Below are 15,006 nucleotides of genomic sequence, written 5' to 3'. Positions count from 1 at the left end.
CCGTGTGCTGTGGAGGGTGGTGCTGGTCCGGTAGCTGAGGGCTCTCACCAGCTTGCGCGTGGTCCGCTCAACTTTCCTGCCCACCATAACGGCAGGGTGCCGCGACGTGTTCCCGGGGCGTCGTACGACTCCTGACGCCCGATGACTACCGCCGGACCGCCTCGGTACCGCACTGCACGGCGGTACCCGAGGGCACACGGCGGTACCCGGGCGGTTGTCCACAGGGCCTCCCTCGAGGCCGCCCCGTGCGCCGCACACTCCACCGGTGCATCCGCTCCTCCGCGCAGCCGCCGAACGGCAGAGCGGTGTCGTCACGGCGTCGGACGCCCGTCGTGCGGGCTACGGGGCCGACGAGGTGCAGCGGATGTGCACGTCCGGCCGGTGGGTCCGGCTCCGCCGCGGTGTCTACACCACGCCGGCCGTGCTGGGGCGCGCCGAGGAGGAGGGGTGGCGGCACGAACTCGACTGCCTCGCCGTCCTCCTCGACCTCGACCGCCCCGGTGCCGCGATCAGCCACGGCTCCGCGGTCCACCTGCACGGCCTGCCCTCGCGCACTCCCGCCGCCGGGGTCGTCCGGCTCACCGATCCCGCACACAACCGGCGCGGCCGCGGTTTCCACATGACCCGGTCACCGCTCGACCCCGACGAGGTCGGCGCGCGCGGTCCGCTCCGTGTCGCGACGCCGCCGCGCGCTCTCGTCGACCACGCACGGGAGACCTCGCTCGAGGACGCCGTCATCGCGATGGACCAGGCGCTGCTGGTCGGCAAGACCACGGCGGCCGACCTGGCACGGGCGGCCGAGCGGGCACGCACGTGGCCGGGCGGTCCAGCCGCCCGCCGAGCCATCTCACTGGCCGACGGGCGGGCGGAGTCGGTTCTGGAGACCCGGGGACGGCTGCGCATCGTGGGCGCCGGGCTGCCCACGCCGGAGCTGCAGGTCGAGATCCGGGTGGCCGGGCGGCTCGTCGCCGTCGTCGACGGGTGGTTCGACGACGCCGCCGTCGCGGTCGAGTTCGACGGCCGGGTGAAGTACACCGATCCGTGGCGGGACCGCAGCCCGGGACAGGTGCTCTGGGAGGAGAAGCGCCGCGAGGACGAGCTGCGGGCGCTCGGCATCCGCGTCGTCCGCGTCATCGACGCCGACGTCGGGCCCGGGTGGCCGGCGATGGAGCAGCGCCTGCGCGCGCTACTGGCGACGCCCGGGCCGGCGGAGCGGCGCTTCACCGCGACCGTCCGCGAGCGCGGCGTCCGCCGGCTACCGCGATGAGCGGCCGAGTACCGCCCTGCGAGGCGGTACCGGCACCGACGAGGCGGTAGCGGGAGCGGCGGCGATCCACCCCACCGCGGGCGCGCGAGGGCGGTGGCCGGATCGTGATCGCAGGAGTGCTCTCGGCCACGAGTAGCCTGCGTGCGCGCCAGCTATCGTGCGAAGCGTGCGGGCACGCCGTGCCCGCATGCGTACCGCGCGCCGGTCCCCGACCGGCGACGATGACGGCGCGTGCACCACAGCTTCGCCGTCGCGCAACGGCGCACGGGAGTCAACCGACGCCGCCAGGCGTGCGGGGGAGGAAAACATGACGGGCCCGCTGCAGATCGTCCTGGGGACGATCAGCGTCCTGTTCCTGATCGTCGCGTCCGTGATGGCCTACCGGGCCGTCCGGGCGATGGTGCGGATCATCCGCACCGGCCAGCCGGACGGCACCCGCTGGGGGCCGGTCAAGACCCGCCTGAAGACGACGCTGGTCGAGTCCCTGGGCCACACCCGGATGCTCAAGTGGTCGTCCATCGGCGTCGCCCACTGGTTCGTCTTCGTCGGCTTCTACGGGCTGTTCCTGGCCCTCGTCGAGGCGTTCGGCGAGGTCTTCAACCCCGAGTTCCACCTGCCGATCATCGGCAACTGGGGCATCTGGAACCTGTTCGCCGACATCATCGGCACCGGCACGATCCTCGGCATCATCTACCTGATCTACCGGCGCCAGAAGGACCACCCGCGCCGGCAGGGCCGGAAGAGCCGCTTCGCCGGCAGCAACGAGGGCCGCGGCTACTTCGTCGAGTTCATCGTCGCCACCGTCGGCGTCTGCATCCTGCTGATCCGCGCGCTCAAGGTCTCCTCCGACCTCACCGACGCCCCCGGCTGGTCGCACCCGGTCTCCGGCCTGGTCGCCGAGGTCCTGCCGGACAGCCCGGACCTGCTGACCGTCGTCGCCTTCGTGAAGATCGTCGTCAGCCTCACCTGGCTGGTGGTCATCAGCCGGATCCTGAACATGGGTGTCGCCTGGCACCGGTTCAGCGCGTTCCTGAACATCTACGCGAAGCGCAACGCCGACGGCGCCCCCGCGCTCGGCCCGCTGCTGCCGATGACCTCGGGCGGCAAGCCGATCGACTTCGAGGACCCGGGCGAGGACGACGTCTTCGGCCGCGGGAAGATCGAGGACTTCACGTGGAAGGGCATGCTCGACTTCACCTCCTGCACGGAGTGCGGTCGGTGCCAGAGCCAGTGCCCGGCGTGGAACACGGGCAAGCCGCTCAGCCCGAAGATGGTGATCATGGATCTCCGCGATCACCTCTACGCGAAGGCCCCGTACCTCCTCGGCGAGAAGACGGCGAGCGAGACCGCGCCGGACTACGACATCCTCAAGCCCAGCGACGAGCAGGTCTGGGCCAGCGGCTACGCCCGCATCGAGGGCACCAACGACGCGCAGGCGCACCGCCCGCTCGTCGGCACCCTCGAGGAGGGCGGGGTCATCGACCCCGACGTCCTGTGGAGCTGCACCAACTGCGGTGCCTGCGTCGAGCAGTGCCCGGTGGACATCGAGCACATCGACCACATCGACGACATGCGCCGCTACCAGGTGCTCATCGAGTCGAACTTCCCCTCCGAGGCCGGCGTGATGCTGACCAACCTGGAGAAGCGCGGCAACCCGTGGGGCATGGGCGGCAACGTCCGCGAGGACTGGATCAAGGAGCTCGACTTCGAGGTGCGCATGGCCGACGGCCCGCTGCCCCACGAGGTGGAGTACCTGTTCTGGGTCGGCTGCGCCGGCGCCGTCGACGACCGCGCCAAGAAGGTCACCAAGGCCGTCGCGGAGCTGCTGCACACCGCGGGCGTCGAGTTCGCCGTCCTCGGCAACGGGGAGACCTGCTCCGGTGACCCGGCCCGCCGCCTGGGCAACGAGTTCGTCTTCCAGCAGCTGGCCATGGAGAACGTCGAGACCCTCAACGGCGTCTTCGAGGGCCGCGTGCCCGGCACCCGCAAGATCGTGGCCACCTGCCCGCACTGCTTCAACTCGCTGGGCAAGGAGTACCCGCAGGTCGGTGGCGAGTACGAGGTCATCCACCACACGCAGCTGCTCGGCCAGCTGATCGAGGAGGGCCGGCTCGTCCCGGTCACCCCGATCGACCGCAAGGTGACCTACCACGACCCGTGCTTCCTGGGCCGGCACAACAAGGTCTACACGCCTCCGCGCGAGATCCTCGAGTCCGTCCAGGGCCTGTCCACGCAGGAGATGCACCGCTGCAAGGACCGCGGCTTCTGCTGCGGCGCCGGCGGCGCGCGCATGTGGATGGAGGAGAAGATCGGCAAGCGCATCAACATGGAGCGCACCGAGGAGGCGCTCGAGCTCGACCCGGACGTCATCTCCACCGCGTGCCCGTTCTGCATCACGATGCTCTCCGACGCCCTCACGTCGAAGAAGCAGAACGGCGAGGCCGGCGAGCACGTCGAGGTCCTCGACGTCAGCCAGATCCTGCTGCGCTCGATGCAGCCGGTTGCCGCGGGCGTCCAGGGCGCGGCGTCCGGTCCCGACGTCGGCACCGCGGCCGGCGACGTCGTCGGCCTGGACTCCGCCGCGACGGAGCACGACCCGAAGTAGCAGCACCCGCCCGACGACGACGGCGCGCGTCCCCCGCGGAGGGGGGCGCGCGCCGTCGCCGTTCCGGCACCCGGCCGACCCCCGGCGGACGGCGGGGCCGCGGGCGGAGGACCATTCCCCGGTGACCCGCACCGCTGCCCCACCCGCGACGAGCTCCCGGCGGGGCGGCGTGCTCATCGCGGTCGCGATCGTCCTGACCGCCCTCAACCTGCGGACGGCGATCACCAGCGTCGGCCCGGTGCTCGAGGAGATCGAGCGCGGGCTGGACATCTCCAGCTCCCTGGCCGGCGTGATCACCACCCTGCCGGTGCTCTGCTTCGCGCTGATCGGCTTCTCCGGGCCGGCGCTGTCGGCGCGCTACCGCGACGCGCACGTGCTGGCCGGCGCCCTGGTCGCGATGGCCGCGGGCCTGGCCCTGCGCAGCGCCGCCCCCGGCTTCCCGCTGTTCCTCGCCGGCACCGCGCTGGCCATGGTCGGCGGCGCCCTGGGCAACGTGCTGCTGCCCAGCCTGGTGAAGCGGCACTTCCCGACCCGCACCGGCGCGCTCGTCGGCGCGTACAGCACCGCCATGGGCCTGGGCGCCACCCTCGGCGCCGTCGGCTCCCAGCCGGTGGCCGACGCGACCGGCAGCTGGCGGTGGGCGCTCGTCGTGTGGGCGGTGCCGGCGGTCGTGGCGGCGGGGGTGTGGCTGCGCGTCCCGGCCGCGCCCGGCGTCTCGCGGGCGGGCCACTCCGCCGTCCGCATGCGCTCCCTGGTGCACAGCCCCACGGCCGTGGCGCTGACCCTCTTCTTCGGCGTCCAGGCGCTGCAGGCCTACGTCGTCATCGGTTGGTCGGCCCAGTACCTGCGCGACTCGGGGCTCCCCGCCGGCACGGCCGGGCTGCTGCTCGGCCTGAACTCCCTCGTCGGGCTGCCGCTGAGCGCGGTCATCCCGTCCCTCACCGTGCGCCCGCGGCTGCAGCGGCCGCTGCTGGCCGTGTTCGTGACCGCCTACGTCGTCGGCTGGACCGGGCTCTGGAAGGCGCCGACCACGGCGCCCTGGCTCTGGATGACGCTGATCGCCGTCGGCATGGGCACCTTCTCGATGGTGCTGGCGCTGATCGGCCTGCGCGCCCGCACGCCGGAGACGGTCGCGGCGCTGTCCACGGTGACCCAGTCGTGGGGCTACGTGATCGCCGGCAGCGGGCCGCTGCTCGTCGGGGTGCTGCGCGGGATCACCGGCGGCTACACCGGGATGTTCGTGACGGTGCTGGTCGCGGTCGCCGTGCTCGCCGTCGCCGGCTGGATCTCCACCCGGCAGGTGTTCGTCGACGACGAGGTGGACCGGTCCGTCCCGGGCTGGTCACCCGCCTCCCGGTCCGGCGACGTGGTGGGGACGGCGGGGGCCGAGCCGCCCGTCGTCGTCCGGCCGGACGCCGCCGGTTAGGGGCGGCGGGTCTCGGCGCGGGTGAAGTTGCGGTAGGACCGCGACGGCGTGGGGCCGCGCTGGTCCTGGTAGCGGGAGCCGTAGACCGCCGAGCCGTACGGGTGCTCCGACGGACTGGTCAGCCGGAACATGCAGAGCTGGCCGATCTTCATGCCCGGCCACAGCGTGATCGGCAGGTTGGCCACGTTGGAGAGCTCCAGCGTGATGTGGCCGGAGAAGCCGGGGTCGACGAAGCCCGCCGTCGAATGGGTGAGCAGCCCCAGCCGGCCCAGCGAGGACTTGCCCTCCAGCCGCGCGGCGAGGTCGTCGGGGAGGCTGATCACCTCGAGCGTGGAGCCGAGCACGAACTCGCCCGGGTGCAGCACGAACGGCTCGTCCCCCTCGGGCTCGACCGGCGTGGTCAGGTCGTCCTGCTGCTCCGCCGGGTCGATGTGGGTGTACCGCGAGTTGTTGAACACGCGGAAGTACCGGTCCAGCCGGACGTCGATGCTCGAGGGCTGCACGAGGCCCTTGTCGTAGGGCTCGATGCCGAGGCGTCCCTCGGCGATCGCGGCCGTGATGTCGCGGTCGCTCAGAAGCATGGCGCGGAGTCTAGGCACCGCGCCGGTACCCACCGTCCGGGTGAACCCGCTCAAGGCCGGGCCGGGGCGCGCCGTTGCGAGCCCGATGACGTCTGCCGCCGGCCCCTCGGTGCCGGTGGCTGCGCCCGGACGGTCCGGGAGCGGGGCGTGCGGGGGACGATCGATGAGGAGCACACCGCTCCAGGCGCTGCTGCTGGTCGCGGCGCTGGCGCTCGGCTACGGCGGCGCGGCGACGTACAGCGCGCTGGCCGGGCCCTCGGTGCCGGTGGTCGAGGACCACGGGCCCGGCGACGGGCTGACCCGCCTAGTCGTCACCGCGGCCGGCGGCACCGCCGACGACGCGCTGCTCACCGCGCTCACCGCGGTCGACGGGGTGGTCAGCGCGCAGCCGCTCAGCGACGGGCGGGCGCTGGTCGCCACCCGGGCGCTGGTCCCGGCGGACCTGGCGGCCGTCCCGGGCGTCGGTGCGGTCGAGCCGTCGACGTCGGTGCCGCTGCTGGGCGACGTGACCGACCCGTACTTCCGCTCCTACGGCTGGCACCTGGAGAACACCGGCAGCAACGCGGCCAACCAGAGCCCGGTGGTCCCCGACGCCGACATCGACGTCACCGACGGCTGGGAGCTCACCCGCGGCGAAGGCATCGTCGTGGCGGTCGTCGACTCCGGCTTCGACTCCGACCACCCCGACCTCGCCGGCTCGCTGTGGGTGAACCCCGCGGAGCCCTGCGGCGCGGCCGACACCGACGGCAACGGCAAGCGCGGCGACTGCCACGGCTGGAACTGGTACACGAACAGCCCGGACGTGGACAACGGCTCCTACGGCAGCCACGGCGCGATGGTCTCGGGCACGGTCGGGGCCCGGGCCGGCAACGGCATCGGCCTGGCCGGTGTCGCCCCCGGGATCACGATCATGCCGCTGGTCATCGGCGGCGGCAGCACCGTCGACGTCTTCGCCGGTGCGGAGGCGATCCGGTACGCCGTCGACCACGGCGCCGACGTCATCAACGCCTCCTGGGGCGGCAGCGTCGGCGGCACCGCGCTGACCGCGCTGCAGTCGGCGGTCGCCTACGCCGCCGCGCACGACGTCCTCGTCGTGGCCGCGGCCGGCAACGACGCCCTCGACCGCGACCGCTACCCGATGTACCCGGCGAGCCTGACCGACTGGAACGTCGTCAGCGTCGGCGCCTCGACGGCGGCGGACACCGTCAGCGGTTTCTCCGCCTACGGCGCGACCGGGGTGGACCTCTTCGCCCCGGGCACCCAGGTGCTGGTCACCTCGAACACCGGCGGCTACGCGCTGGCCAACGGCACGTCGTTCTCCTCACCGATCGTCGCGGGCGCGGTCGCCCTCTACCGGGCCGCGATGCCCGCGGCCACCGGCGCGCAGATCAAGCAGTCGCTGCTCGACGACGTCGACCCGGTGCCGGCCTTCCGCGGCCGCTCGGTCACCGGCGGGCGGCTCTCGGTCGCCGCGCTCACCGGGACGCCGACGGAATCGGTGCAGTACGCGTTCACCTCGATGCGGGCGACGGCGGGCACGGTCACCCCGCGGATCGGCGTCAGCAGCAGCACCGCCGCGGGCGGCGCCTACTCGATCGCCCTCGGCCTCGGCATGGAGTTCGAGGGCGAGATCTGGGCGCTGGCCGACGAGCCGGTCACGCTCGCCGGGGCCACCGTCGCGACCGACGACACCGGCACGGCGGTCTTCGACCTCGGCACCCTGCCGCGCCTCGACGGCCTCGGCCTCTCCCCCTCCGCCGAGCTCGCGGACGGCCGCTACGTGCTGACCGTGCAGCTGCTGCGCGACGGCGCCGCGGTCGGCCGCACGACGGCCGCGCCGCTGCTGGTCGGCGTTCAGAGCGCGCCCACCCCGGGCGGCGGCACCCCCGGCATCCCCGGCAGCCCCGGCACGTCACCCGGCGCGGGCACGAACCCCGGGACGACGACGCCCGGCACCACCCCGGGCGGATCGGGCGGCTCCGGCGGCGGGAGGACCCCGGCACCGACCACCCCGGGCACCGGCACCGCGCCGACCACCCCGGGCACGCCCACGACCCCGGCCGCGCCGGGCACCGGCACGAACCCCGGCACGGGCACCGGCCCCGGGACGAGCCCCGGCCCGGGCACGGGCACGAACCCGGGCACGAACCCGGGCTCGGGGACGACCCCCGGAACCACCCCGGGCGGGTCCCCGACCACGCCGGCGGCGCCGACCACCCCTGCGTCACCGACCACCCCTGCCTCGCCCGCGCCCCCCGGGGCCGGCACCACCCCGGGCACCGGCGGCGGGAGCACGCCGGGCGGGAGCACCACCCCGTCCACCCCGCCCGCCGAGGACCGCGCGACCTACCCGGCGATCGGGCCGTTCGGCATCACGTCGCTCAGCCCGACCGTGGTGTCCGTCGAGGGCGGCACGCTGGTCACGCTGACCGGCACCGCGCTGCCCTCCCGCTCGCAGGTGCTCATCGGCGCCAGCGCGCGGGCGGCGGTCGTCACCGAGTCGGCCAGCCGGATCCAGTTCCGGGTGCCCGCCCGCGTGGCCGGCAGCTACGACGTCACGGTCTTCGCCCCCGACGGCCGCTCCTCGGTCCTGCCGGCGGCCCTGACCTACCGGTCCAGTGCCTCCTCCCCCGGCTCGGGCACCGACCCGGGCAGCGGCACCGACCCGGGCACCGGCACGAACCCGGGCACGGGCACGAACCCGGGCACGACGCCGGGGACCGGTCCCGGCACAGGCCCCGGGTCCGGCGGCCCGGTCGAGCGCACCGGCCCGCACGGTCAGCGCCTCGTCCGGTCGACGACGTTCGCCGCGCTGACCTGGATCTGGTCGACGAACTGCGCCTCGTCCTGCACGGGCGTGGCGATCTGACCGCCGCGCGCGCCTGAGGGCGCACCCGGGAGCCACCGCGCCCCGTCCGACTTCCCCGTGCGGACGGGGCGCGGTGTCGTCCGACACATGCCCGGCTCGGGTGCCGACCGCGCCCCGGGGTGCCGATGGAGAGATGAGGAACCGGATCGGACACGGAGGAGGCGAGCGCGTGCTGGACACCCAGGCGGCGCCCGACGGCACACGGGGCGCCCGGCGGCGCGTGCTGCCGACGGGGGTGGAGCGCGCCTTCGCCGAGGACGACCTCATCGTCTCCAAGACCGACCGGCGCGGCGTCATCACCTACGCCAACGACGTCTTCCTGCGCGTCAGCGGCTACCCGCTGGACCAGGTGCTCGGGCAGCCGCACAACCTGATCCGCCACCCCGAGATGCCGCGCGCGGTGTTCGCGCTGCTCTGGGAGGACATCGCCGCGGGCCGCGAGGTGTTCGCCTACATCAACAACCTGGCGGCCGACGGCGGACACTACTGGGTGCTCGCCCACGTCACGCCGTCCTACGACGACCGCGGCCGGATCGTCGGTTACCACTCCAACCGGCGCCGGCCCTCGCCGTCGGCCGTGGCCCGGGTGGTCCCGCTCTACCGGCACCTCCTGGACGAGGAGCAGCGCCACCCCACCGCCCGGGCGGCCGTCGAGGCGTCGTCCCGGCTCCTGGAGCAGCTGGTCGCCGCGGAGGCGGACTCCTACGAGGACTTCGTCTGGTCGATCATCAACCGCGAGGAGAGCTGAGATGGCCGGCCGCTTCCCGCGCCGCACCGAGGCCGCCCGCCGCACCGACGCCGAGGAGCTCGCGGTCTACCGCGCCTTCGTGCGCGAGCTGACCGCGACCTGCGACGCCGCCGCCCGCGGGGACCTCGAGGCCCGCAGCCTCCCCGTGCCCGGCGCCGACGAGATCCCGGAGCTGACCGCGCTGCGCGACGGCGTCAACCGGGCGCTCGACGTCTCCGACGCCTACGTCCGGGAGGCCTCCGCAGCGCTCAGCGCGGCCGCCGAGGGGCGCTTCCACCGGCGGCTGCTGCTCACCGGGCTGCGCGGGGCGTTCCGCAAGGGCGCCACCGACATCAACGCCGCGCGCGACGCGATGCAGCAGACCGCAGGCCGGGTCACCGAGGCGCAGACCTCCCGGCTGTCGCTGGCCGACGAGTTCGAGTCCGTCGTGCTGGCGATGTCCGAGCAGGTGGCGACCGCCGCCACGGAGATGAGCGCCTCGGCGGCCAGCCTGACGCAGGCGGCGTCGGCAGCGCGCACCGAGGTGGGCACCGCGGGCGCGACGATCACCTCGCTGACCCGCTCCTCCGCCGAGATCAAGGAGATCATCGCGCTGATCGACTCGGTGGCCGCCCAGACCCGGCTCCTGGCGCTGAACGCCACGATCGAGGCAGCCCGCGCGGGCGAGGCCGGCAAGGGCTTCGCCGTCGTCGCCTCCGAGGTCAAGGACCTCGCCGACCAGACCGGCCGGGCGACCGAGCGGGTGACCGCGCAGGTCGAGCAGATCCGGCAGGCCTGCGAGGACGTCGCCGGCGGCATGAGCACGGTCGGGACGACGGTCGACGACATGAACGGGCTGGTCGACGGGATCGCCACTGCCGTCGACGGCTCCTCCCTGGCCGGCGGCACCGAGCCGATGGGGCTGTCGCAGATGGCCGAGCGGCTGCGCACCGAGGCGATCGCGTTCCTGGCGGAGATGCGCCGGTAGGGCGTGGCCGCGGCTCTAGCGTGACCGCCGTGCACCTCCCGCCCCCGCTCGAGCCCGTGGCTCCCCCGGCCCGCAGGCGGAGCTGGCCACCGGCGTTGCGGCTGCTGCTGGGCGAACCGGCCGGTGCGCTGTGCGCGGCCGCCCTGGCCCCGGCCGGTGGCCGGCCGATCCGGTTGCGGGCCACCGGCACGACCGTGCGGGCCGGGGGCGGGGCGACGGTCCGGTACGTCGCCGAGGTCACCTGGGCCGACGGACGGCGCAGCCGCGAGCGGCTCGCCGCGACGACGGGCGGGACGATCCCGCACGGCGCGACCCTCCTCGAGGGCACGGTCGACGGCGCGCGGACCGCGGCCGGCGCGTGGCGCTGGCCGTGGGACCCCGCCCTGCCGGCGCTGGCCTGGGCGGCCCGCCCTGGCGCGGCGGCCGCCCGGCTGGCCGAGCTGGGCGTCGCCGACGGCGGGGTCCGCGTGCGGGCACGCTCCTACCGGCCCGGGCGGCGGGCCGTCCTCGAGGTGCAGACCGGCGCCGGCCCGCTGTTCCTCAAGGTCGTCCGGCCGTCCGCCGCCGACGGTCTGGCGCTGCGGCATGCGCTGCTCGGCGGCGCGGTCCCGGTGCCGCCGGTGCTCGCCCGCACCCCGGACGGCGCCCTCGTGCTGCGCGGGCTGGCCGGGACCCCGCTGCGGGTGCTGCTCGCCGGGGAGGCCGCCGCCCTGCCCGGGCCGGAGGCCATCGACGCCCTGCTGGACGCCCTCCCCGCGACCGTGCCCGGCCCGCAACGCCCCGGCCCGCTGGCGCGGGTCCTCGAGCACGCCGCCGTGCTGGGCCAGGTCGCCCCGCAGCTGCGGCCCCGGCTGGCCCGGCTCGCGGCCGCCCTCGACGCCGCGGATCCGGGCGAGCACCCCGAGGTGCCGGTGCACGGCGACTTCCACGAGGCCCAGCTCCTGGTCGACGACGGCGCCGTGGTCGGGCTGCTCGACGTCGACACCGCGGGGCGCGGGCACCGGATCGACGACTGGGCGACCCTCCTGGCACCCCTCGCCCTGCAGGCCACGTCCGCCCCCGCCGCCCGGTACCGCGACGAGCTGGTGGAGGCGGCGCTGCGCCGCTGGCCGGCCGCGCAGCTGCGGGCCCGGGTGGCCGCCGCGCTGCTCGGGCTGGCCACCGGCCCGTTCCGCGTCCTGGAGCCCGCGTGGATGGTGCGGACCGAGGAGCGGGTCGCGCTGGCCGAGCGCTGGGCACCGGGTTCCCGCCGCCGGGGGCGCAGCGTGTAGTCTCGCCCCGATCGCTCGACCGGCTGCGCGCCGGCGGATCTGCGGGGTGAAAGCCCAGGCCAGAGCGGTACGCGGGTGTAGTTCAATGGTAGAACATCAGCTTCCCAAGCTGACAGTGCGAGTTCGATTCTCGTCACCCGCTCTCCTCTCCACCTCCTCCATCCCCGGACGTCGGGCGCCGGGATGTGAGAGCGCCGTCACCCAGCGAACAGGCTCGCCGTGGCTGGACGGTCCGAACGGTCGATTCGGTTCTCGAATCCGAGCGCCGGGCCCTTGGTCCCTGGGGCCGCTCGCTCCGCCCCGCCACGATCGCCGCATGAGCCAGTACCGCTCCGCGGGAGTCGCCGACCAGCGCTCCGCGGACCAGGACCCCGACTCCGCTCCCGCCGGCACCACCCCGCGCAGCAGCACCCGCACGGACATCGACCAGTCCGCGGTCGAGCACCTCCAGCTCATCCCGCTCCGCCCCCGCCGGCAGAACCCCTGGCTCCTCGTCGAGGTCGACGGCACCGCCGCCGGCCACCGCGCCCTGCTGTGGGCGCTCCGCGAAGCCGCCCGCCGCGAGGCGACCGTCGTCGCCGTCAGCGTCCTCGACGGCCCGGACGGCGATCCGCTGGAGGGCACCGCCCGGCTGACGAAGCGCACCCAGGACGCCGCCCGCGACCACCTGGAGGCGCAGGTCCTCCGCGCCGTCGCCGAGACCGGCATCAGCGGCCGCACCCGCACCGCCTTCCTCGAGCGGGCGGTGTTCGAGGCCCTGGACGCCGCCATGCACGGCGCCGACCTGGTCATGGTCGGCGCCGACGGCAAACGGCTGCTGCGCCCCGCCGTCCCCAGGCAGCCGCTCCGTCGGCTGGCCCGTGGCGCCTGACCGGGAGCCGCACCCCCTACCCGCCGCGAGCGGGCCCCCTACAGTCGGGCCGTGACCCCGCCCGACGGGGCGGTGGGCCGGTGAGCGACCCGCCGCACGACGCCCCGGAGCTGGCCGTCGCCGTCCGCGCGGCGGCCTCCGGCGGCCACCTGGAGACCACCCTGCGCGAGGTGCTCCGGGCGGCCGTCCGGCAGGTCGACGCGACCTACGGCGCGCTCGGCGTGCTCAGCCCGGGCGGCGAGCGGCTCGACCGGTTCGTCGTCGAGGGGCTGGACGAGGAGACGCAGCGGCGGATCGGTGCGCCGCGCCGTGGCGAGGGGCTGCTCGGGCTGCTGCTCGCCGAGCCGGTCGCGCTCCGGCTGGACGACCTGGCCGATCACCCGGCTTTCCAGGGCTTCCCGGACGGGCACCCGCCGATGCGCTCGTTCGTCGGCGTCCCGGTCTGCGTCGGCGACGCCGTCCTCGGCAACCTGCACCTGGCCGAGAAGCGCTCCGGCGGTCCCTTCACCGACGCCGACGCCGAGATGACCCGGTCCCCGGCCGCTGTGGCCGGGCTCGCCATCGAGAACGCCTGCCTGCTGGAACGCGCCGAGCTGCGCCGGGCGTGGGCGCAGGCCGGTGTGGACTTCGCCGCCACGGTGCTGGCCGGCGCCGTCCCGGACGACGTGCTGCGCACCGGCGCGGCCCGCATCTCTGAGCTGTCGGGCGCGGACGCCATCGGTGTCCTGGTCCCCGAGCCGAACGCCCCGGGGGACATGCGCGTCATCGCCGCCGTGGGGCGGCGGGGTCCGGACTCCGAGGGCATGTGCGTACCGGTCCAGGGCGGCGTCCTGGGCGAGGTGCGGACCACCGGCGCCGTCCGGGCCCTCCCCGACGTCGGGGACGCACAGCTCACCTCCGTCGTACCCGAGGTGGCGGGCGAGTTCTCCGGGGAGTACGGCCCGGCGCTGTTCATCCCGGTCGGCGGGCCTCCCGCCCTCGGCATCCTGGCGATGATGCGCGAGCGGCACCGCGAGCCGTTCGACCCGGAGCTGCTCACCCTTGCAGGAGAGTTCGCCGCCCAGGCCACCGTGGCTATGGAGCTGGTCCGCAGCCAGCGCCGCGAGCGCCGCCTCCAGGTGCAGGCCGACCGGGACCGCATCGCCCGCGACCTGCACGACCACGTGGTGCAGCGGATCTTCGCCACCGCCCTGGCGCTGGACCGGATCGGCCGCTCGGTGGAGGCGGACTCGCCCGAGCTGGCGGCCCGGCTCGCCGAGCGGGTGGACGAGCTCGACGGCACCATCTCCCGCATCCGCTCCTCGATCTTCGAGCTGCAGCACCAGGACGCCTCCCCCGACGGGGTGCGGCACCGGCTGGTCGACGTCGTCCGCTCCGTGGTGGACGGCCACGGCCTGCGGCCGGACCTGCGCATGCACGGCGAGGTCGAGGACCTGCCCGCCGGGCTGGTGCACGACGTCGTCGCCGCGGTGCGGGAACTGGTGACCAACGTCGTGCGGCACGCCCGAGCGCAGCGGGTGACGGTGACCGTCACGGTCACCGACGAGGTCCGCGTGCAGGTCGCCGACGACGGCCGCGGGCTGCCCGAGGTCACCGTGCGCAGCGGGCTGGCCAACCTGGCCGACCGCGCCGAGCGGCGCGGCGGGCGGCTCACCACCAGCGCCGGCCCGTCGGGCAGCGAGGTGCGGTGGACCGTGCCCCTGGCCGGGGGCACCGCCTAGTCGGGAAACGCCTGGTCGGGGGCGCCGTCCCGCAGCTCGGTGGCGAGGATCGCCGCCTGGGTGCGCCGCTCGAGCCCGAGCTTGGCCAGCAGGTGGCTGGTGTAGTTCTTCACGGTCTTCTCGGCCAGGCCCATGCGGTCGCCGATCTGCCGGTTGGTCAGGCCCTCGCCGATCAGCCGCAGCACGATCCGCTCCTGGTCGGTGAGCAGCGGGAGCCGGTCGGCCCCCGCGACCGTCGGCGGGCGCGGGCGCGGGAGCGGCCGGGAGGACGGGATCTCCTCCAGCAGCGTCCCGCCGGCGGCCACCGTGTGGACGGCGGAGACGAGCGCGGGGCCGCGCACCTGCTTGAGCAGGAAGCCGGTCGCCCCGGCCCGCACCGCCGCCTCGCGCGCCTCGTGCTCGGAGAAGCTGGTGAGGACCAGGCAGGGCAGGCCCGGGACGCGCTGGCGCAGCGAGCGGCACAGGTCCGCGCCGCTGCCGTCCGGGAGCCGCATGTCCAGGACGACGACGTCGGGGCGGACGGCGGGCACGCGGGCCAGCGCCTCCGCGACCGAGCCCGCCTCACCGGCGACGACGAGGTGCGGATCGTCCTCCAGCACCTCGGCGACACCCCGGCGGACGACCTCGTGGTCGTCGACCAGGAAGACGCGCACGCTGGCCTTCTGCTCGGGCACGACCGC

General features: G+C 75.1%; 11 protein-coding genes and 1 tRNA gene. 10 read left to right on the top strand and 2 right to left on the bottom strand.

The window, feature by feature from the left end; all coding sequences use genetic code 11:
* The first annotated feature begins 265 nt into the window (after positions 1–265).
* The 3 genes from JKP76_RS06235 to JKP76_RS06225 all read left to right on the top strand — a co-directional run bounded on the left by JKP76_RS06235 (position 266) and on the right by JKP76_RS06225 (position 5,298).
* The gene (locus JKP76_RS06235; RefSeq protein WP_200489996.1) at positions 266–1,267 is read left to right on the top strand and encodes a type IV toxin-antitoxin system AbiEi family antitoxin domain-containing protein; all 1,002 of its coding nucleotides are present in this window, start codon (positions 266–268) and stop codon (positions 1,265–1,267) included.
* Between the two features lie 307 nt (positions 1,268–1,574).
* Positions 1,575–3,872, top strand: a complete 2,298-nt coding sequence (locus tag JKP76_RS06230; protein ID WP_200489995.1) for a (Fe-S)-binding protein — start codon at positions 1,575–1,577, stop codon at positions 3,870–3,872.
* A 121-nt stretch (positions 3,873–3,993) separates the two neighbouring features.
* A complete protein-coding gene (locus tag JKP76_RS06225; protein ID WP_200489994.1) occupies positions 3,994–5,298 on the top strand; it encodes an MFS transporter in 1,305 nt (434 codons plus the stop codon).
* Here JKP76_RS06225 and dcd read toward each other — a convergent pair.
* Positions 5,295–5,879: a dCTP deaminase gene (gene dcd, locus JKP76_RS06220; RefSeq protein ID WP_200489993.1), complete on the bottom strand. Its 585-nt coding sequence runs from the start codon at positions 5,877–5,879 to the stop codon at positions 5,295–5,297. The genes JKP76_RS06225 and dcd overlap by 4 nt on opposite strands.
* Positions 5,880–6,042: 163 nt before the next feature.
* On the opposite strand from dcd, the gene JKP76_RS06215 reads away from it, so the two are divergent.
* The 7 genes from JKP76_RS06215 to JKP76_RS06185 all read left to right on the top strand — a co-directional run bounded on the left by JKP76_RS06215 (position 6,043) and on the right by JKP76_RS06185 (position 14,326).
* Complete coding sequence (locus JKP76_RS06215; RefSeq protein WP_200489992.1) at positions 6,043–8,748, top strand: S8 family serine peptidase; 2,706 nt, start codon at positions 6,043–6,045, stop codon at positions 8,746–8,748.
* A gap of 169 nt (positions 8,749–8,917) precedes the next feature.
* The gene (locus JKP76_RS06210; protein ID WP_200489991.1) at positions 8,918–9,496 is read left to right on the top strand and encodes a PAS domain-containing protein; all 579 of its coding nucleotides are present in this window, start codon (positions 8,918–8,920) and stop codon (positions 9,494–9,496) included.
* Between the two features lies 1 nt (position 9,497).
* On the top strand, positions 9,498–10,463 hold the full coding sequence (locus JKP76_RS22950; protein WP_200489990.1) for a methyl-accepting chemotaxis protein: 966 nt from the start codon (positions 9,498–9,500) through the stop codon (positions 10,461–10,463).
* 29 nt (positions 10,464–10,492) lie between these two features.
* Positions 10,493–11,734: a phosphotransferase gene (locus JKP76_RS06200; protein WP_200489989.1), complete on the top strand. Its 1,242-nt coding sequence runs from the start codon at positions 10,493–10,495 to the stop codon at positions 11,732–11,734.
* 71 nt (positions 11,735–11,805) lie between these two features.
* Positions 11,806–11,876 (top strand) — tRNA-Gly (locus tag JKP76_RS06195).
* Between the two features lie 174 nt (positions 11,877–12,050).
* A complete protein-coding gene (locus JKP76_RS06190; RefSeq protein WP_200489988.1) occupies positions 12,051–12,605 on the top strand; it encodes a universal stress protein in 555 nt (184 codons plus the stop codon).
* 80 nt (positions 12,606–12,685) lie between these two features.
* Positions 12,686–14,326, top strand: a complete 1,641-nt coding sequence (locus JKP76_RS06185) for a GAF domain-containing protein (RefSeq protein WP_200489987.1) — start codon at positions 12,686–12,688, stop codon at positions 14,324–14,326.
* Here the strand turns inward: JKP76_RS06185 and JKP76_RS06180 are convergent.
* Positions 14,323–15,000 carry a response regulator transcription factor gene (locus JKP76_RS06180; RefSeq protein WP_309229956.1) on the bottom strand — a complete coding sequence of 226 codons (678 nt, stop codon included), beginning with the start codon at positions 14,998–15,000 and terminating at the stop codon, positions 14,323–14,325. The two genes, JKP76_RS06185 and JKP76_RS06180, sit on opposite strands and share 4 nt — an antisense overlap.
* Between the last annotated feature and the right edge of the window lie 6 nt (positions 15,001–15,006).

Source organism: Blastococcus sp. TML/C7B (genome assembly GCF_016612845.1).
Lineage (GTDB): Bacteria > Actinomycetota > Actinomycetes > Mycobacteriales > Geodermatophilaceae > Blastococcus.
This window is presented reverse-complemented; position numbering and strand designations above follow the sequence as displayed.